At 65.5% G+C, this 17,847-nt stretch carries 16 protein-coding genes; 8 read left to right on the top strand and 8 right to left on the bottom strand.

The features are described 5' to 3' along the window. Positions 1 to 72: 72 nt before the first annotated feature. Positions 73 to 2,823: a sensor domain-containing protein gene (locus RP6297_RS20675; RefSeq protein ID WP_009240615.1), complete on the bottom strand. Its 2,751-nt coding sequence runs from the start codon at positions 2,821 to 2,823 to the stop codon at positions 73 to 75. A 714-nt stretch (positions 2,824 to 3,537) separates the two neighbouring features. On the opposite strand from RP6297_RS20675, the gene RP6297_RS20670 reads away from it, so the two are divergent. The 4 genes from RP6297_RS20670 (at position 3,538) to RP6297_RS20655 (ending at position 5,940) form a co-directional block, all read left to right on the top strand. Beyond that, complete coding sequence (locus RP6297_RS20670) at positions 3,538 to 3,930, top strand: hypothetical protein (RefSeq protein WP_009240614.1); 393 nt, start codon at positions 3,538 to 3,540, stop codon at positions 3,928 to 3,930. Continuing rightward, positions 3,927 to 4,367: a hypothetical protein gene (locus RP6297_RS20665; RefSeq protein WP_009240613.1), complete on the top strand. Its 441-nt coding sequence runs from the start codon at positions 3,927 to 3,929 to the stop codon at positions 4,365 to 4,367. Before RP6297_RS20670 ends, RP6297_RS20665 begins: the two co-directional genes overlap by 4 nt. 52 nt (positions 4,368 to 4,419) lie before the next feature. After that, the gene (locus RP6297_RS20660) at positions 4,420 to 5,337 is read left to right on the top strand and encodes a helix-turn-helix transcriptional regulator (RefSeq protein ID WP_009240612.1); all 918 of its coding nucleotides are present in this window, start codon (positions 4,420 to 4,422) and stop codon (positions 5,335 to 5,337) included. A gap of 162 nt (positions 5,338 to 5,499) precedes the next feature. After that, positions 5,500 to 5,940, top strand: a complete 441-nt coding sequence (locus tag RP6297_RS20655) for a universal stress protein (protein WP_009240611.1) — start codon at positions 5,500 to 5,502, stop codon at positions 5,938 to 5,940. A 12-nt stretch (positions 5,941 to 5,952) separates the two neighbouring features. On the opposite strand, the gene RP6297_RS20650 is transcribed toward RP6297_RS20655, so the two are convergent. From RP6297_RS20650 to RP6297_RS20640, 3 genes are all read right to left on the bottom strand, one after another. Next, positions 5,953 to 6,534: a Spy/CpxP family protein refolding chaperone gene (locus RP6297_RS20650; RefSeq protein ID WP_009240610.1), complete on the bottom strand. Its 582-nt coding sequence runs from the start codon at positions 6,532 to 6,534 to the stop codon at positions 5,953 to 5,955. A 105-nt stretch (positions 6,535 to 6,639) separates the two neighbouring features. Beyond that, complete coding sequence (locus RP6297_RS20645; protein WP_009240609.1) at positions 6,640 to 7,299, bottom strand: response regulator; 660 nt, start codon at positions 7,297 to 7,299, stop codon at positions 6,640 to 6,642. Beyond that, positions 7,283 to 8,827, bottom strand: coding sequence for an ATP-binding protein (locus RP6297_RS20640; protein ID WP_009240608.1), 1,545 nt, complete (start codon positions 8,825 to 8,827; stop codon positions 7,283 to 7,285). Before RP6297_RS20640 ends, RP6297_RS20645 begins: the two co-directional genes overlap by 17 nt. Positions 8,828 to 9,086: 259 nt before the next feature. Between RP6297_RS20640 and RP6297_RS20635 the strand changes: the two genes are divergently transcribed. Further along, complete coding sequence (locus RP6297_RS20635) at positions 9,087 to 9,866, top strand: AraC family transcriptional regulator (protein WP_037028869.1); 780 nt, start codon at positions 9,087 to 9,089, stop codon at positions 9,864 to 9,866. Between the two features lie 95 nt (positions 9,867 to 9,961). Then, positions 9,962 to 10,870, top strand: a complete 909-nt coding sequence (locus tag RP6297_RS20630) for a DMT family transporter (protein WP_009240606.1) — start codon at positions 9,962 to 9,964, stop codon at positions 10,868 to 10,870. On the opposite strand, the gene RP6297_RS20625 is transcribed toward RP6297_RS20630, so the two are convergent. Then, on the bottom strand, positions 10,867 to 12,447 hold the full coding sequence (locus tag RP6297_RS20625) for a TerC family protein (protein ID WP_009240605.1): 1,581 nt from the start codon (positions 12,445 to 12,447) through the stop codon (positions 10,867 to 10,869). The genes RP6297_RS20630 and RP6297_RS20625 overlap by 4 nt on opposite strands. A 123-nt stretch (positions 12,448 to 12,570) precedes the next feature. Next, the gene (locus tag RP6297_RS20620; protein ID WP_009240604.1) at positions 12,571 to 13,962 is read right to left on the bottom strand and encodes a cytochrome-c peroxidase; all 1,392 of its coding nucleotides are present in this window, start codon (positions 13,960 to 13,962) and stop codon (positions 12,571 to 12,573) included. Between the two features lie 274 nt (positions 13,963 to 14,236). On the opposite strand from RP6297_RS20620, the gene acpA reads away from it, so the two are divergent. Beyond that, complete coding sequence (acpA, locus tag RP6297_RS20615; RefSeq protein WP_009240603.1) at positions 14,237 to 16,399, top strand: acid phosphatase; 2,163 nt, start codon at positions 14,237 to 14,239, stop codon at positions 16,397 to 16,399. A gap of 65 nt (positions 16,400 to 16,464) precedes the next feature. Here the strand turns inward: acpA and RP6297_RS20610 are convergent, their stop codons facing one another. Next, on the bottom strand, positions 16,465 to 16,713 hold the full coding sequence (locus RP6297_RS20610; RefSeq protein WP_004627468.1) for a dodecin: 249 nt from the start codon (positions 16,711 to 16,713) through the stop codon (positions 16,465 to 16,467). A gap of 354 nt (positions 16,714 to 17,067) precedes the next feature. On the opposite strand from RP6297_RS20610, the gene RP6297_RS20605 reads away from it, so the two are divergent. Then, on the top strand, positions 17,068 to 17,346 hold the full coding sequence (locus RP6297_RS20605) for a hypothetical protein (RefSeq protein ID WP_009240602.1): 279 nt from the start codon (positions 17,068 to 17,070) through the stop codon (positions 17,344 to 17,346). Positions 17,347 to 17,363: 17 nt separating this feature from the next. Here the strand turns inward: RP6297_RS20605 and RP6297_RS20600 are convergent, their stop codons facing one another. Then, positions 17,364 to 17,720: a DUF3175 domain-containing protein gene (locus RP6297_RS20600; protein WP_009240601.1), complete on the bottom strand. Its 357-nt coding sequence runs from the start codon at positions 17,718 to 17,720 to the stop codon at positions 17,364 to 17,366. Positions 17,721 to 17,847: the final 127 nt, after the last annotated feature.

Below are 17,847 nucleotides of genomic sequence, written 5' to 3'. Positions count from 1 at the left end.
GGAGCGGATTGCGACGAACGGCAGAAACGCCGGTGTGAACGGCGCAGTCAGCCGCGCAGTCTGCCGGGAGTGTCAGCCCAGCGCGGCGCGCACGCCGGCATCCACCACCGACAGGTGCGCCCGCAGCAAGCGGTCGAAACCTTCGGCCGTGACCGGCTTGCCGATGTAGTAACCCTGGATTTCCTGGCAGCCCGCTTTGGCGAGGAATTCCACCTGGTCGGCGTCTTCCACGCCTTCGGCCGTGACCGTCATGCCGAGGGCGCGGGCCATGGCGACGATGGCCTCCGTCAGCGCCACGGAATCCGGGTCGCCGGGAATGCCCGTGATGAACGAGCGGTCGATCTTCACGTTGCTGATCGGGAAGCGCTGCAGATACGACAGCGACGAATAGCCGGTACCGAAATCGTCGATGGAGATCCGGATGCCCTGCGCGGTGAGCGCATCGAACATGGGGCGGACTTCATCCGCACCACCCATCAGCAGGCTTTCGGTAATTTCGACTTCGAGCGCGGTGGGCGGCAGGCCAGAGTCGGCCAGCGTCTGCTCGATCATCGGCACCACGTCGCCGGCCTGGAACTGGCGCGCCGACAGGTTGACCGCCATGCGGAAGTCGTAGCCCAGTGCTTCGTACCAGATCACGGCCTGCTCGCAGGCACGGCGCAGGACCCATGCGCCAATCGGTACGATCAGCCCGGTCTCTTCCGCCACCGGGATGAACTCCACCGGCGAGATCGCTCCGAGCTTGGCGCTGTTCCAGCGCAGCAGCGCCTCGGCGCCAACGATGCGATGGCTGGCCAGGTCGTACTTGGGCTGATAGACGAGCTGCAGTTCGTTGTTCTCGCGCGCGTCGCGCAGCGCGTTTTCCAGCATGTAGCGACGTTGCAGGCGGGCGTTCAGTTCAGCCGTGTAGAACTGTGCACGGTTACGGCCGTTCTGCTTGGCCCGGTACATGGCGGCGTCAGCCGAACGCAGCAGGTCGGACCCCGAAATGCCGTCGTGCGGATACAGCGCCACGCCAATCGACACGCCCAGGTAATACCGCCCGTTGACGGTATCGAACGGCTCGCGCATGGCCTGAAGCAAACGTTCAGCCAGCAGCGCAATGCGCTTGCCCTCGACACGCTGGTCGATGAGGATGACGAACTCGTCGCCGCCCAGACGGGCGATCACGTCGCCCGGGCCGATGCAATCGGTCAGGCGCGCGGCTGCGCTTTGCAGCAGCGTGTCGCCGCAGGCATGGCCCGCGGTGTCGTTCACGCTCTTGAAGCGGTCCAGGTCGAGGAAGAAGAGCGCCAGTTCGCGGCTCTCGTCACGCGCGCTCTCAATGGCGCTTTCCAGGTGCGCGATGAAAAAGCTGCGGTTGGTCAGCCCCGTGAGCGCGTCGTGCGCGGCCAGATGGCGCAGGCGCTGCTCGGCGCGCTTGATGTCGGTGATATCGGCAAACGACAGCATCACGCTGCTGGGTGTGGGCTCGGCGTGACGACGGATCGGAATGATGTTCTGCCGCACCCACATCAGTTCACCGGTCTTGAGCAATAGCCCGTAGACGCGGCCGAAGATGGGCTCGCCGGTGCGCAGCACCAGCCCGGACGGCATCATGGTCGAGCCGACTTCCTTGCCGTGCTCGTCCACGACGCGTTGAATCGGGTCGAGCCGGTTGCGGCCGACAAGCTGGCCCGGACGCACCCGCAGGATGCGCTCGGCGCTGGCATTGGCGGCCTGCACCACACCGTCCGGCGACATGATGACGACGCCTTCGTGCAGGTTCGAAATCGCCAGCCGGTAGCGCTCTTCGCTTTCGGCCAGACCACGTTCGACGTTGTCTTTCTGAATGGCAACGCCCGCCAGGTGCGTGACGTCGTCAAGGAAATGCTGTTCTTCTTCCACGGGCATGCACGGCTGTCGATAGAACAGCGCGAGCACACCAAGCTTGTCCCCGCGCGATGAACGGATCGGCAACGCCCAGGCGGAAGCAAAGCCCGCCGCCAGTGCTGCCGTGCGCTCCCGCTGCCAGCGCGGGTCGGTCGCAATGCTGTCGATGAACACGGTGTCGCCCAGGTACATGGCACAACCGCATGCGCCCGCCTCGGGGCCGACAGGCGAGTTTTCCAGCGTGGCAGCATAGGCCGCAGGCAACGTGGGCGCGGCGGCCACACGCAGGGTCTGCGAGCCTGCATCCAGCAACAACAGCGCCGACATGGCATTCGGGTAGACCTGCTCGACGTACAGGCACAGGTGGCGCAGCACGGTCGACAGCGTCGCGTTGGAGGCAAGTTGCGCAAGCACGGCATTCTCCGAAGCGAGCAGGCGGCGCGCATACAGCGCCTCGGCGCGGGCCTGCACGGCGTGTCGCTCCAGCGCATGGCGCGACACGGCTTCACGCAGCACGAGCATGACGGCGGGCTGGCCTTCGTGCTCGCACGCGGCGGCTTCGCTGGCAACCAGAACATGCGTGTAGTCGGCACGCACGAGACGGTGCTCGACGGGCTGGGCAGACACGCCGCTGCTCACCATGCCCGCCAGGCGCGGCACCACCTGGGCAACGTCATCGGGATGAATCAGGCCGGCGAGTTGCAGGCCTGCCAATTGCGCTGGATCCTGCGCGCCCAGCAGACGGGCAGCGGCCGGGTTGGCTTGCACCAGGCGCCCATCCACGGTCAGCAATACCGCGTCGGACGACAGCCGAGACAGCGCGTCGAAATCGGTGTTACGCCCTTCGGCCATCGCCCCGGCCGTGACCGCTACCGGACGTTGCGCGGCCTCGGGGCTGGGCGCAACATCTGCAGGAAAGGCTCCGGCCTGAGCCGGAAGGAACTGGATCATGGGCAATGCGATGGCTTGGGCGACAACGGCAACAGCGACGGCAATGGGAAAGCGAGTCGCGAGACTACACGTGTCTCGACCCTAACCACAACGGCGGGCTGGTGGAAAACTGAAGGGTATTGCCTGTGATACCCCTGACGCCCGTGTGGTGGCCACCCTACGTTTGCGCCGCCCAAGAAAAAACCCGCGCTCAGTTGACGAGGCGCGGGTTGAAATCTCTGGACCGTGTCGATCTGTTCCAGAGAGGAGAACCGACCCATGGGGCAATCAACGCAGTCACGCATCGCATCGCCATGTTGTGAATCATAGTGGCCCCCTTGGAAAAACAAAGGGCGGAAAAGACCGGGTATTCCATCCCATTTTCATTTCCGCCGCCCCATTTGTTTTGGCACTGCGCGAACCCCGTTGCTGCTTGTCCCGCCTGCTTGCATCGTCGGCATGTGCGAACTCATGTGCGGCCCGTTTCACGATACAAACGACGCCGGAGAAAATCTCCCCGACCTATTCGTTGGTGGCTACATTGGTGAGAATGTTCCGACCTGCCCGATTATGTCGTTCACGTGAAGTCGCTTTGCGCAGGCAAAATCACGCAAGAGTGACCCATGAGGCAGATTGCCGCGTCAAGTTCGGGCGCAGCGTGCCGTTATTGGTCGAAAGAGCGCGCCTGCCCCGTGACCTAGCAGGCGCAATTTGGATGCCCGTGCCTGGACTGTCATGCCGTCTCTGTCCTCCCCCAATCGATCGCTTTCACGGCGCACCACGCGGCTGCCGATTGCCGTGAGCGTGCTGGCTGCGCTCGTTGCGCTGCCGCGTGCGCACGCTTTCACGACGCCGACGCCGGCGGCTGCTTCCGGCCGGCCACCGGTTGCCGTTGCGGCACCCACGCCGCTTCCGGCACCCAAGGCGGGCAAAGCCACCACCGTTGCTTCCAACGCCCCGACCTGTCACGCGATCATGCAGCGCCTGTCGGGCAGCCTGGCTGCCACGCCCAGTACGGCCGATAAGCCCGGCACCGTGATGATCGATGTCGACAAAGCCGGCGTGATGATGGCCTGCAGCCATTCCGATTCGATTGCCATCCCCGTACCGGGCGGCAAGCCCAGATGACACCCTTCTTGTTCGCGCGCCGCGTCATGCCCGGCATGCTGGTGGCGCTCGTGGCGCTGGCAGCGCTGTCCATGCCGGTGGCCGGCGCGGAGCGCTGGATCCCGCTGCCCAATCAGCCGGACAGCTACGCGTCGCTCGACGTCGGCAGCATCCAGCGCATGCCCAGTGGCCCAGTCAGCGCATGGGTGCGTGTGGAAGCGTCGAACCGCGCGGGCATGCGCTCGCTGCAGCGCATGTTCGGCGCCTTTCGCGGCGACATGGCCGATTTTCTGTACACCGTCGATTGCCGCAGCCGGCAGTTTTCGGTTTCGCAAGCCAAGCTATACCAGGGCGCGCTGACCGTCAGCGAAAGGCAGATCGCCAACGACGCCGGCTGGCAACGCGTGGATGGCGTCGGCCTGGCGGGCGAGGTGGCGCACCAGCTCTGCGGCGGATAGCACCCTGACGCGTTGCGTCGCATCGCGGCGCCATCGTTGGTAACATCGACGCGTGCGCCGCGCCCCCACGTCCCCATCGACCCAACCTGCTGATCCTCGCGTAACCGCAGACGCGAGCGTCTTCGGCACGCTTGCACGCGGCTCGCGTGCTTCGCTCGAGCGCGTCACCAACCTGGGCGATGGCGTGACCGCCGCCATCTGGCGCAACGAGCACGACGAGGCCCGCTACATCCAGCCCGGGCACCACACGCTGTCGGTCTATCTGCAAGGCGGCTACACGACGCACCGGCAAGATCTGCCGCACCTGTTCGGCGCGCCGGGCCGCGTGTGCATGCTGCCGGCCGAACACCAGTCGAGCTGGGTGATCGAGCAGCCGATGCGTTTCGTTCATCTGTATTTCACGCCCGACGCGCTGGCCGGGCACGCCGTGCGTCTGCTCGACGCAGAGCCCCGCCTGTTCACGCTGCACGACCGCACCTTCATCGAAGACGTGCATCTCGCACAAGCCTGCGCGAATATCGCTCAGCTCGATTGGACCGACCTGGACGACCGCATGCGCGCCAACGCGCTGGCCAACGACACGCTGTCGTATCTGGTGCAGACGCAGGGCCGCACGCGGGTGCTGGCCGTGCGCGGCGGGTTGGCGCCGCACGTGTGCCGGCGCATTGCCGCCCGCATCGATGCCGAACTGCATCTGCCCCTGTCGCTCGGACAACTGGCGGCAGAAGCCAACCTGTCGGAATTCCATTTCGCGCGGATGTTTCGTGCATCGTTCGGGGCCGCGCCGCATGAGTGGGTGATGCAGCAACGCATGGCGCGTGCACAAACGCTGCTGCGCACCACCACCCTTGCGCTGGCGACGATTGCCGAGCGCTGCGGCTTTGCCAGCCCGAGCCATTTCAGCCGGCGATTTGCACTCCAGCTTGGCGCGCCGCCGTCGCGCTACCGGCTGGCGTGGCAACACGGGTAAGCCGCAATTTGCCACGTCAATATCCGAACGACCGTGCTTCGCGATGCAGCGATCGTACGGTCGTCATATCGGCCGAAATGCTGTGCTGCACTAGCGTTTTCCACGATAGAGGCGCATTGGCCGGCGCAGTAACGTGGAGATGGGTTCCCCATGGAGACCGCCATGTTTACCCATATCCTCTTGCCGACCGACGGCTCCGAGCAGTGCCGCAAGGCCATCGACGGCGCACTCGAGTTGGCGCGCGCGACCGGTTGCCGCCTCACCGCCTACACGTGCATTGAAGAATTTCCTAACATGGCCTATTCGGCCGGCGTGGGAGAGTGTCCACACGCGTACTACATGGAAACGGTGCAGGGCTACGCCAAGGAGTGCATCGAGCGCATTGCAGAGCGCGCCCGGGAAGAAGGTGTGCAGTTCGACAGCGATGTGTCGCAGTTTGCCGAGCCTTACCTGGGCATTCTCGACGCGGCCAAGCGGCACGCGTGCGACGTCATCTTCATGGCATCGCACGGGCATCGCAGCCTGATGGGGCGACTGTTGATCGGCAACGAGACGCGCAAGGTGCTGACCTACGCAGACGTGCCGGTCGTCGTCTACCGCTGATCGCGCTTCGCGTTACATCGCGGCCAGTTCCGGCATCGGCGCACCTTCGTTGCGTTCCGGCGGGAGTTCGGCCACACGCTGGGCTTCACGATCGGCGATCTGCTTGCGCTGCTCGGGCGTGAGCACCTGCATGACCTTGGCGCCGGCTTGCGCACGCAGTTGCGCTTCGCGCGCCACGGCGCGGCCCAGCGATTCGGTCAGGCTGCGCGCGCGCGCTTCGTCATACTGGCCCGAAGTCACCATCTGATGCAGATCGCGCCGGGCGTGCTCGATGGCCTTGCGCTGCTCGCGCGCTTCCGGCATCTGCGCATATTCGATGGCGAAGATCTTGTCACGCTGCGCTTCACTCAGGTCCAGGCCGCGCAGGAAAGGCGCGCCACCATGATGGGAGCCCATGCCATGCGGACCGCCTGGGCCGAATGCAGGGCCGGGCCCTCGCCCCATCATGCCGGAGCCATGCGGTGGTATCGACTGCATGGGCTGCATCGGTGAGAGCGGAGCGGCGCCCGGTGCGGCAGTCTGGGCCGCCGCGGCACACGAAAAAACGAGCCCGGCAGCAGCAGCGGCCAGGCGGCGGGAAATCACAGCGGTCATGATGAAGCTCCTGATAAGAACGTCGGCCGGACACGCCAGCCATACGCTTACTGTAGCCATCGACCCTGCATAAAACGTGGGCAAACGGAGGAGTTTTCTTGAACCTCAGGCGTCGAGCCGGTAACCCACGCCATAGACGGAATGGATCATCTCGGTGCCCGGGCTCACCTGCTCCATCTTGCGGCGCAGATTCTTGATGTGCGTATCGACCGTGCGGTCGGTCACGATGCGGTGGTCGTCGTAGATCTGCTCGAGCAGATTCGAGCGCGACAGAATGCGCCCCGGTGCGCCTGCAAGCGCGGCCAGCAGGCGAAATTCAACCGGCGTGAGGTCGAGGCGCTGGCCGCGCAGCGTGGCGGCATAGGCAGCGGCATCGATGTGCAACGCGCTCTCCGGCACGCCGCCACCGCGCTGTACGCGCCGCAGGATGGTCTTGATGCGCGCCACGAGTTCGCGCGGGCTGAAGGGCTTGCAGACGTAGTCGTCGGCCCCCAGTTCAAGGCCGAGCAGGCGGTCGATTTCTTCCACGCGCGCCGTCACCATGACGATGGGCACTTCACTGAAGGCGCGCACCTCTCGGCAGATTTCCAGGCCGTCCTTGCCGGGCAGCATGAGGTCGAGCAGCACGAGTTCGGGTGCCGTCTCGCGAACGCGCTGCGTCGCGTGCGTGCCATCGGCCAGCCACTCGGTCTCGTAGTGAGCGGCGTGCAGATAGTCGGTCATCAATGCAGCCAGCTTGGGTTCGTCTTCAATGATCAGAATCATGGTCGGCTAGCGGATCAAGCACATCAAGAACAGGCAGGCGGATGGCGATCCACAGCCCGCCCAACGGCGAATGTCTGGCTTCAATGGTGCCGCCGTGTGCGGCAACGATGGTCTGGCACAGGCTCAATCCGAGGCCCGCCCCGCCTTGTGCCCGGCTGCGCGAGGCATCCACCCGGAACAAGCGATCGAAAATGCGCGGCAGCATCGTCTCGGGCACGCCCGGCGCGCTGTCCTGCACGTCGATCTGCTGCCAACCGCCTTCCTGATGGACATGCACGCGCAGCGTGCCGCCGGCGTCGGTATAGCGCAGGGTGTTTTCCAGCAGGTTCTGCATGACCTGCCGCAGGCGCTGCGCGTCGCCTTTGACCATCGTGGAATGCGACGGCGCGGCCGGCACGTCCAGTTGCAACGCGATGCGCTTTTCCATCAGGCGCGGCGTGAAGCCCTGCACGGCGCTGCACACGGTATCGGCCAGGTCGAGCGGCTCCATGTGGAAGGCCAGCGCGCCCACGTCTGCCAGCGAGAGTTCATACAAGTCGTCGATGAGCTTGTTGAGCGTCGACACCTCCGCCTGCAACGACGCGAGCGAGGTGGCCGTCAACGGGCGCACGCCGTCTTCCAGCGCTTCGAGCTCGCCGCGCAGCACGGCCAGCGGCGTGCGCAGTTCATGCGAAATATCGGCCGTGAGCTGGCGACGCATCTTCTGGTTGGTCTCCAGCGATGCGGCAAGGTGGTTGAAATCCGCGGCCAGCTCGCCGAGTTCATCGCGTGAATGGACGTCGACGCGGGTGGCGTAGTCGCCGTCGGCCATGCGGCGCGCGGCATCTGTCAGGCGACGCATCGGCGCCAGCAGACCGCGTGCGAGCAGCACCGCCACCAGCGCCGCCAGCAGGACGGAGAGCCCCGCGATGATCCACGTGGCGCGCAACTGCTGCGCCTGGAACGCCTGGTCGGCGCCTTCAGGCACGCGCATGCGCGGCGGCATGGCCAGCCAGCCGACGGTCTGGCCGTTGTGGCGCAGTTCCTGCCAACGCGCATTGGGGCCCAGCGGCGGCCCGTCGCCAATGATGACGTTGCGCTGGGCATCCAGCAGCCAGATCGGCGAATGAGGGGTCGGCGGCTCGCCGGGCGGGTGCGGCGGCAAGCGGCCTGCAGTGGGCGGCCCGGGCGGCGGCGGCGCGTCTTTTTCGATGCCGGGCGGGAGCGGATCGAAGCGATGACCCGGCGGCAGATCGAAGCGGTCGCCGCCCATGCCGTTGGCGCGTGCCCGGGCGCCTTCGCGGCGCAGCAGGCTGAACCATGCCATGCGATCGCCGCGCAGGAAATCCCAGCCCCCGTGCTGCGTGTAGGCGGATTCCACGCTTTGCGCGAGCACGGCCATGCGCTCAGCCTCGCGTGCGTTCACGTAGTCGAGAAAGTTGGCGTCAAAGCGCCAGCGCACCGCCGCGCCCATGGCGAGCGCAACGACGATGCTCAGCATGAACAACGCAACGAACAGCTTGGAGGTGATACCGAAAGACGGGCGCATGGTTCAGTCAGGGGCTGCAGGGCGCCGCCGGCGGGAGCTTCCCGCGCTGCCCGGCAGCAGGCTCGGCCCCATCTTAGCGGGCGCGCTGCCGCAGAAAGCGCCAGCATACCAACCGCCTGTGGGCAAAAAATGAGCGAAATGCGAAGAAAGCGTATGCTGCTGCCACGCTGCACACCCGTATTCGCGCACCCCCTGTCACAAGGAACTGCCCTTGCCCAGCCGGCCGGCCAACCTCGCGTTTTCGATGCATCGCTGCGCCATGCGCGGCGTGGAAGCCGTTGCCGCAGATTCCGGCCACGCTTTTCCTCGCCACACGCACGGCCAGTTCGGCATCGGCATCGTCGATCGCGGGGCGCAGAAGTCGTTCAGCGGACGCGGCACCGTGGAAGCCGGTGCGGGCGACGTCATCACCGTCAATCCGCTTGAAGTGCACGATGGCACACCCATCGGCGATGCCGGCCGCGCGTGGCGCATGCTTTACCTTGACCCCGGCGTGGTCGCCGACATGGCGACGGATCTGCACCCCGGCCACTACGGCGACGCCGAGTTTGACCGCCCTGTCATCCGCGACGCCACTCTCGCACCGCGCGTGCGCCTGCTGTTTGCGCAGATGACGATGCCCGGCGCCCGAAACGACGCCCTGCTGCGCGAGCAGTTGCTGCTGTCCGTACTGGCGGACGCGCTGCATCCCGCAAACCGACCGGCCAACCACCACACCGACGCAGTCCCCGATGCCATCCGGCTCGCCCGCACCCGCATCGATGATGACCCGGCCGCGGCCATCTCCCTGCTCGACCTCGCGCGCGAGACCGGCCTGAGCCGCTTCCAGGTATTGCGCGGCTTTGCCCGCGTCACGGGCCTCACGCCCCACGCCTATCAGGTGCAGCGTCGCGTGGCCCTGGCGCGCCGGCTGATCGCCCAAGGCGAGCCGTTGGCGGAAGTGGCGGCCGCTTGCGGCTTTGCCGATCAAAGCCACATGACGCGGCAGTTCGTGCGCAAGTACGGCGTATCGCCGGGCATGGTGGCGGCGGCGCGCTAGCCGCATCTGTCGCTCCCTCCCCCGCTGCAATTTCGTTCAAGACGCGCGCATCGCGTAGGCCCATCCTGCGGCTTCTACCCATGCAGGGATGCGCTATGTCCGAACGACTCGAAGGTTGTCTCTACCTCGCCCTGGCGATGGTGCTGGTCGGCAGCACCGTGGCGGCCAGCAAGATCATCGCGGCGGGCCTGCCGCCATTTACAGCGACAGCGTTGCGCTTTGCGATGGCGCTGCCGCTGTTCCTGCTCATCATGCGCATGACCCGCACGCGCTGGCCTGCGCTCGCACGCAGGGATTGGGCGCTGCTTTTCGTGCAGGCGGCTGCCGGCAGCGTGGGCTATACGACGCTGCTCATTTCGGGGCTGCAGCATACGTCGGCCGCGGATGCGGGCGTCATCATCGGCACGCTGCCGGTCATGTCGGCGTTGATCGCCATCGTGCTGCTGGGCGAACGGCCCGGCCGCGCGGTGCTGGGGGCGATTGGGCTAGCCACCGCCGGCGTGCTGGCCATCGCCCTGCAGCCGCGCGGCGACGCGACACATCCGCTGCTGGGCAACCTGCTGGTGATGGGCGCCGTGGTGTGCGAGGGGCTCTTCATCCTGCTCAACAAGCGGCTGCGCACGCCGGTGCCGCCGCTGGCCCTGTCGGCATTGATGAGTGCGTTCGGCTTGCTGACTGCGCTGCTGCCCGGGCTGTGGGAGGCGCCGTGGCAGTTGCACGCATCCGCGCAGGCAACGCACGCGCTGATGGCGGTAGCCTATTACGCCATCGTGCCGACGGTCGGCGGTTTTGTGCTTTGGTATGCCGGGGCCGCACGCGTGAGCGGTGCGGAGGCATCGTTGTTCACCGCACTCGCGCCTGTGGCAGCGGTGGTTTTTGCAGCAACGCTGCTCGGCGAGGCGGTCAGCGCGCGCCAGGTCGGTGGCATTGCGTGCGTGCTGGCGGGTGTGCTCAGCCTTGGTTTGGCGCGTGCGCCACGGCCGGTCACAACAACGACGAGTTAGGCTTCCGCCTCGGGCGCCGTCACGTCTTCCATGCGCTCGATGCGCACGCGCACGATGCGGCGGCTGCCCGCTTCCAGGATCACAAAGCGCAAGTCGTGGCGCACCAGCGTATCGCCCACCTCTGGCAGGCGGTCCCACTGGTTGAACAGGTAGCCGCCAAGGCTCGTGGCGCCGCCGCCTTCGTCGAGCAGCCAGTCGACATGCAGGACATCTTCGAGCTGGCGCAGGTCGGCCTCGCCAGCCACTTCCCAGCAGCCATCGCTGACTTCCACCACGCCGGGGCGTTCGTCTTCATCGGGGAATTCACCGGCAATGGCTTCGAGCACGTCGATGGGCGTCACCACGCCTTGCACCACGTCCAGCGGATCGGTCACCACCAGCATGCGCCCGCGCGCACGCTTGAGCTGATCCATCAGGCGGAGGATGCCGATGTTGTCGGACACCTTGAGCGCGGGCTTCACGCTGCGGTCTACGTCGATGGAGCCACGGGTGTCGAGATCGCCCATCAGGTCTTTGGCGCGCGCCACGCCCACCAGGTCATCCAGCCCGCCGCGGCAGACCGGAAACTGGTTGTGCGGCACGGCCAGCAGCAACTTGCGCGTAACGGCCGCATCGGCATCCAGATCCACCCACGAAATATCGTGGCGCGGCGTCATGATCGAGCGCACCGAGCGCTCGGCCAGGTCGAGCACGCCGCTGACCATGCTGCGCTCTTCCGGGCGAAAGACGGTCTCGGGTACGGACTGGCCGGCATCGTGCGAGGCAGCCTCGTGCGATTCGGACTCGGCCGGCGCGCCACGGCGGTCGCCCAGCAGGCTCAGCACCGCGTCAGCGGTACGCTCGCGCAGCGGGCGGCGGCGCTCGTAGCGCACGGTATTGCGCTGAGCCATCTGGTTGAAGAATTCGATCAGGATCGAGAAGCCAATGGCTGCATACAGATAGCCCTTCGGAATATGAAAGCCCAGGCCCTCGGCCACGAGCGAGAAACCGATCATGAGCAGGAAGCTCAGGCACAACACCACCACCGTGCGATGCGCGTTGACGAAGTTCGTCAACGGGCGTGAGGCAAACAGCATGGCGCCCATGGCGACCACCACGGCTGCCATCATCACCGGCAGGTCGTTGACCATGCCCACGGCAGTGATGACGGAGTCGATGGAGAACACCGCATCGAGAATCACCACCTGCGCGATCACGTTCCAGAACTTGCCATGACCGCTGCCATGGCTTTCGTCTTGCGGCTGGCCGTCCAGGCGTTCGTGCAGTTCGGACGTGGCCTTGAACAGCAGGAAGAAGCCGCCCAGCAGCAGGATCATCGATCGGCCCGACAGATCGACCGGCCCTAGCGTGAGCAACGGCTTGGTCAGCCCGATCAGCCACGACATGGCAGCCAGCAGCACCATGCGCATCAGCAAGGCCAGCCCCAGCCCGATCACGCGGGCGCGGTCGCGCAGCGCAGGCGGCAGCTTGTTGACCAGGATGGCGATGAAGACGAGGTTGTCGATGCCGAGAACAATCTCGAGCACCACCAGGGTAAACAGGCCAATCCAGATGGACGGGTCAGCAAGCCAGGTCATAGCGGGAAGTAGGAGACAGCAGAAAGGCGATCCGCCGATGATAACCGCAGCGCACGCACGGCCTTGCGCGAATCCGTCGCAAGGTGTTGCAACAACCGGGCCGCGGGGCTTGGATTGCGAGGCTCAGCGCTGTGCGACGCGGCTGCCGCTCTGGACGCCGGATTGCATCGCCCGCACGGGGCGATAGCCGTCGGTGAGCGTCTTGAGAAACGCAACGATGTCGCGCACGTCGGCCTCGGACAGCACAGGCTTGTCGCCCGGCTTGCCGCCAAACGGCGGCTCCATGTTGACGTTGGCGCGGTACTGGGGCGGCAGATCGTCGAACTTGTCGACCGTGCCGTCAGCCTTGCGCGGGTACCACTTCTGCGGCTGCGTGTCGCGCTGGGCGTAGAAGCGCACCGCGTCTTCCAGCGAGTGGATGGCGCCGTTGTGGAAGAAGGTCTTGCGCAGCGCCACGTTGCGCAGCGACGGCGTGCGGAAGCGGCCGCAATAGGCCGTGCGGTCTTTGAGATCGGTCCGGTCGGGGCCGCACAGGCCCAGGTCGAAGAAGTTCGGATCCGCATTGGCGGCCAGCGAGCGATTGCGTGGCACGCCCACGGCAATGTGGCCGAAATCGGTGAAAGCGGGGAACGCCCCATCCTGCTTGATCGCGCTCACATGGCACGACGCGCAATTGCCCTTGGCCCGATCGGCAAACGCCTGCAGGCCGCGCATCTCTTGCGCCGACAGCTTGACCTGCTTGCGCAAGAACGCGTCATATTTGCTGTCGTACGGATAGAACTCGGAGGGCGTTTCCTGGAAGACCTCCAGTGCCATCAACGCGGCCCGGAAGGCGGTGTCTTCGTTGTCGAGGATGTCGTTGCCAAATACCTGGCGGAACGTCTGCGCGTGGCGGCCGTTGCGCAGCTTGGCCACGACGGTGGCCTGCGTGCCATTGGCCATCTCGTGCCCCGACAGCAGCGGGATGCGCGCCTGGTCGTGCGTGGACGATACACGGCCGTCCCAGGTGTAGCCGCCGGTCGGGCCCTGGTCTTCCGAGTCGTTGCCGTCGCTCTCGTAAAAGTGTTCGGAGAACGGCGGCACCTTCTGCAGATAGCGCAGCGACGGTGCGGCACGCACGCCCGTCTTGTTCATGCCAGTGCCGCCCAGTTGCACCGACAGATCGTTTGGAGGGCCGTAGGCATGCGTCGGGCTATGGCAGCTGGCGCAGGCCTGCTTGCCCGAGGCAGACAGGGCAGGATCGAAGAACAGCGCCTTGCCAAGCGCCGCCATTGCAGGCACCGACGGGCGGCGCGTAGCCATCATGGTGTAGAAGGCTTTCTCGTAGGCCGGGGCCGCTGCCGGCTTTGCGCCCGCCGCCGTCGATGGCGCCACCGCTGCTGCTGCCGAAGCCGCCACGGTCGCGGCATGAGCCGCAGGATCGCCCCGCCCGCACCCGCTCAACGCGACGACCACGCCGGCAAGCGCCGATACGGCGATCACGCGAAACGTTGCAGCGGGCAGTACACGGGACATTTTCGGCAGGCGGGATTTTGGGAGCCTTGCAACTTAGCACGGCGGCCATGACACTTCGATGTCGTCAGACGTCTGTCACGTCAGCCCTTGGAGAGGTCCCGTGGTGACAAATGTCTTCAAACGATCGGTCGTCCCCATGCTCATCCTGATGATGGTCATCACGCTCAACTGGGGCGAAATCAGCTCCACGCCAGCGTTCTCATCATCAACTTGTCACACACGAAGCACAGACTCCGGCTCGCTTTCGCCCCCCACACAACAATCCAGGGAAATCATGAGCCGAGCGCTTCGTCTTTTGCCGCTGACCGCGTTGGTTGCTGCCAGCATGTCTGCCTGTGGTGGCAGTGATTCGAACAGCAGTGCCTCCGCGTCCACCTCGGGCGTGGTGACGGGCAGCTACTTCGAGCATGCCAAAGTTTGTATCGACGCCAACAACAACGGCAAGTGCGATTCGGGTGAAGCCAGCACCTATACCGATGCCAACGGCGCGTACTCGCTGTCGGGCACGGGCGCCATCACCGTGGAAATCGGCACGGACGCTTTCCGCAACGACCCGGACAAGGGCACGCATACGGCCATCACGCAGCCGCTGGTGTTCCGCGCACCGGCCGGTGCCAATGCTGTTGTCAGCGCCATCTCGACCGAACTGGCGGTCCTGATGGACAGCAACGGCGGTGACATCAACGCTGCCAAGACGGCACTGGCCGCTCGCCTTGGCGTGACGATCGACAAGCTGCTGGAAGACCACAACAAGGAAACCGACGCTGACACCAAAACTGCGCTGCAGGCTGAGATCGACCAGGCCATCGATCTGATCGCTGACGCCGTTGCCAATGGTGGCGACATCGATAAGCGCCTGCACGACGGGGTGACCAAGCGCATGGCGCTGGCAAACAACGTCAAAACGATCGTGGTCATCTACGCAGAAAACCGCGGTTTCGACAACCTGTACGGCCTGTTCCCGGGCGCCAATGGCATCCCCGGTGTGAACCCGACCTCGACGGGCACTGCCGTTGCGCAGAAAGACTTCGACGGCTCCGTGCTGCCGACGCTGCCGCCCACCTGGGGTGGCGTGACCGCCGCCGGCCAGAGCGTGCAGATCACGCAGGCTTCCACCGCCAACATGCCGAACCAGATGTTCCAGATCGACAGCCCGTCGGGCTTCGGCAGCACGGGCACGGTGGTCGGCCAGAACGTCATCACGCGTGACCTCTGGCACCGCTTCTATCAGAACCAGATGCAGATCAACGGCGGCAAGAACGACAAGTTCGCCGCCTTTGCTGATGCCGGTGGCCTGACCATGGGCTACTACGACGGCAGCAAGATGGCCATGTGGAACATCGCCAAGCAATACACGCTGGCGGACAACTTCTTCATGGGCGCCTTCGGCGGTTCGTTCCTGAACCACCAATACCTGGTCTGCGCATGCGCACCGATCTACCCGAACGCCGCAACCTCGCCGGCCAAGGGCAGCATCGCAAATGTCAAGACGAATGCAGACGGCAGCCCGACGCTCATCCCGGCGGCAAGCTCGGTGATGGCCGGTGCGCCGACCTCATACGCAGGCGCTGGCGACGATGGCAACCCTACGAAGGACGGCAGCCTGACGCCGGTCGACAGCAACGGCACCTCGTACGCCGTCAACACGATGCAGCCGCCGTACCAGCCGTCGGGCAACGCCGTAGCCAGCGGCAACGCAGCCTATGCTGACCCGACCAAGGCGTCGACGATGCCGACGCAGTCGACCACCAACATCGGTGACCTGCTGACCGCCCGTGGCGTGGACTGGGCCTGGTACGCCGGCGCCTGGAACGCGGCCATCGCCGACGCTCCGAACGCCACGCGCAGCGTGATCTACAGCGGCTCGATCCAGTTCCAGCCGCACCACCAGCCGTTCAACTACTTCAGCCGCTTCGACCCTGCCACCGCCACCGGCGCAGCCGAGCGTGCGGCCCACCTGCGCGACTACGACGCTGCCTTCCTGCAGGACGCAGCCGCAGGCAAGCTGCCCGCCGTCACGTTCTACAAGCCGCAAGGCAACCTGAACCAGCACCCGGGCTACGCCAACGTGGCCGACGGCGACGCGCACATCGCCAACGTGATCGCCCAACTGCAGAAGAGCCCGCAGTGGAAGAACATGGTGATCGTTGTGACGTATGACGAAAACGGCGGCTTCTACGACCACGCCACGGTGCCGAAGGCCGACCGCTGGGGCCCGGGCACGCGTATCCCGGCGATCATCGTCTCGCCGTTCGCCAAGAAGGGTTTCGTTGATCACACCCAGTACGACACGGCTTCGGTGCTGCGCCTGATCACGCACCGCTTCGACCTGCCGACGCTGCCGGGGATCAAGCAACGTGACGCCGCGCTTGTCTCGAACGGCAACAAGCCGATGGGTGACCTGACCAACGCGCTGGATTTCACGCAGGCTCAATAACGCTGCAACGCAGTCCTCGTGAAAAAGGCGGCCCGAGCAATCCGGGCCGCCTTTTTCTTTACCCGCTATTTGCCCTTCTTCTTGCCGGCGGGCTTTTCGCTTTCCAGCGTCTCCAGCCGCATCCCGACCTTGAGCGTCACCTGCCAATGCGCGATCTTGCCGTCGACGAGATGGCCACGCGTTTCCAGGACTTCGAACCAATCCAGATGGTTGAGCGTTTCGCTTGCCCGCGCGATGGCATTGCGCACCGCCGCATCGCTGGACTCCGGAGAAGAGCCGACCAGCTCGATCAACTTGTAGGTATGGGAACCCATATTGCCTCCTTATTGGCATGGTTGGAACGTCGGCAGGGGTGCCTGCAAGGCGCGGTGTGCATGTGCTTGGTTCGATGCGCGCGGCATGGCACTTACCAGAATGGCACCTGTCCCCCCGCCTTGATAGCCCGGATTTGCACGAGGCCGAAAATTCCTGGCAGTTAATTGCGTTTACCAAGCTGACAAATCTCGTCAACTGACCGACGCGCGACGTCAAACCCGCGCGCATGGCGAGCGCCCCGCTGCCGTTGATGTGCCACTTTTCGGGCGGCCGCTCGGCATGTCCGCGCACAACGGGGCTGGTACGGAACCTGCGTTGTAGTGCCTATCCGTTTCCCCCGAAGAGGAGGCGCCATGCGCCACCCCGAACAACAAGCACTCGCCTCATACTCGCCGGCGTCGGCCGTGCCGCCCTCACCGGCCACGCAAGAAACCGCACGGCTGATCGCTGAGACCATCCCCTTCAATCTCGAGCGCGGCGGCCGGACCATCGAAGCCACCTATTCGACCCGCAACGGCATCGTGACCGTCAAATACCGGGGCAAGACGCTCTCCACCTATTCGCCGCAGGGCGACGAAGCCAACTACAAGGCGGTCGCCCGCCAGCTGCTCAGTGTCATGCTGAGCATCTGAGCGGCGTCACCCATCCATCAATGCCGGGCCTTGGCCGCGCTTTGCGCAGGGCGGCCAAATTCGGCTCGCAGAGCAACCTTGGCACGTTCCAGAATCCGGCGACGGCCGCCGCTGAGGTTGTGCCCCGCCCGATTGATATAGAACGTCAGCATTGACATGGCCGACTGGAATGCCGTCCCCTTGCGCCGCCGGCTGTGCTCGGCCGATGCCTTGAGCGACGCCGCAATCCGCGCGGGGCTGCGCGACTTGAAGATATCGGGTTCGATGTCCAGCGCATCGCTGGTCTCCATCACATGGTGCGACCAGCGGCGGGACTTGGGCTTGGCCTCCGATTTGGCCTGCGACGGCTTCGACCGGGTGCGATGCGTGGCCATGATGAAATCTCCTGTAATGATGTGCCGGCAGTTCCGCAAGCCGCGTACCCGCGCGGGCGGCTACAAGGGGGCGACTTCCGCTACGATGACGGACGCTTCACGCCTTCTTTCCGCCCCCTTCATTGAC

This window comes from Ralstonia pickettii, assembly GCF_016466415.2.
Lineage (GTDB): Bacteria > Pseudomonadota > Gammaproteobacteria > Burkholderiales > Burkholderiaceae > Ralstonia > Ralstonia pickettii.
This window is presented reverse-complemented; position numbering and strand designations above follow the sequence as displayed.

Bases quoted from the DNA above. Each gene is read 5' to 3' on its own strand.
- RP6297_RS20675 (WP_009240615.1), bottom strand. From the start codon at position 2,823: ATGATCCAGTTCCTTCCGGCTCAGGCCGGAGCCTTTCCTGCAGATGTT.
- RP6297_RS20670 (WP_009240614.1), top strand. From the start codon at position 3,538: ATGCCGTCTCTGTCCTCCCCCAATCGATCGCTTTCACGGCGCACCACG.
- RP6297_RS20665 (WP_009240613.1), top strand. From the start codon at position 3,927: ATGACACCCTTCTTGTTCGCGCGCCGCGTCATGCCCGGCATGCTGGTG.
- RP6297_RS20655 (WP_009240611.1), top strand. From the start codon at position 5,500: ATGTTTACCCATATCCTCTTGCCGACCGACGGCTCCGAGCAGTGCCGC.
- RP6297_RS20650 (WP_009240610.1), bottom strand. From the start codon at position 6,534: ATGACCGCTGTGATTTCCCGCCGCCTGGCCGCTGCTGCTGCCGGGCTC.
- RP6297_RS20645 (WP_009240609.1), bottom strand. From the start codon at position 7,299: ATGATTCTGATCATTGAAGACGAACCCAAGCTGGCTGCATTGATGACC.
- RP6297_RS20640 (WP_009240608.1), bottom strand. From the start codon at position 8,827: ATGCGCCCGTCTTTCGGTATCACCTCCAAGCTGTTCGTTGCGTTGTTC.
- RP6297_RS20635 (WP_037028869.1), top strand. From the start codon at position 9,087: ATGCGCGGCGTGGAAGCCGTTGCCGCAGATTCCGGCCACGCTTTTCCT.
- RP6297_RS20630 (WP_009240606.1), top strand. From the start codon at position 9,962: ATGTCCGAACGACTCGAAGGTTGTCTCTACCTCGCCCTGGCGATGGTG.
- RP6297_RS20625 (WP_009240605.1), bottom strand. From the start codon at position 12,447: ATGACCTGGCTTGCTGACCCGTCCATCTGGATTGGCCTGTTTACCCTG.
- RP6297_RS20620 (WP_009240604.1), bottom strand. From the start codon at position 13,962: ATGTCCCGTGTACTGCCCGCTGCAACGTTTCGCGTGATCGCCGTATCG.
- acpA (WP_009240603.1), top strand. From the start codon at position 14,237: ATGAGCCGAGCGCTTCGTCTTTTGCCGCTGACCGCGTTGGTTGCTGCC.
- RP6297_RS20610 (WP_004627468.1), bottom strand. From the start codon at position 16,713: ATGGGTTCCCATACCTACAAGTTGATCGAGCTGGTCGGCTCTTCTCCG.
- RP6297_RS20605 (WP_009240602.1), top strand. From the start codon at position 17,068: ATGCGCCACCCCGAACAACAAGCACTCGCCTCATACTCGCCGGCGTCG.
- RP6297_RS20600 (WP_009240601.1), bottom strand. From the start codon at position 17,720: ATGGCCACGCATCGCACCCGGTCGAAGCCGTCGCAGGCCAAATCGGAG.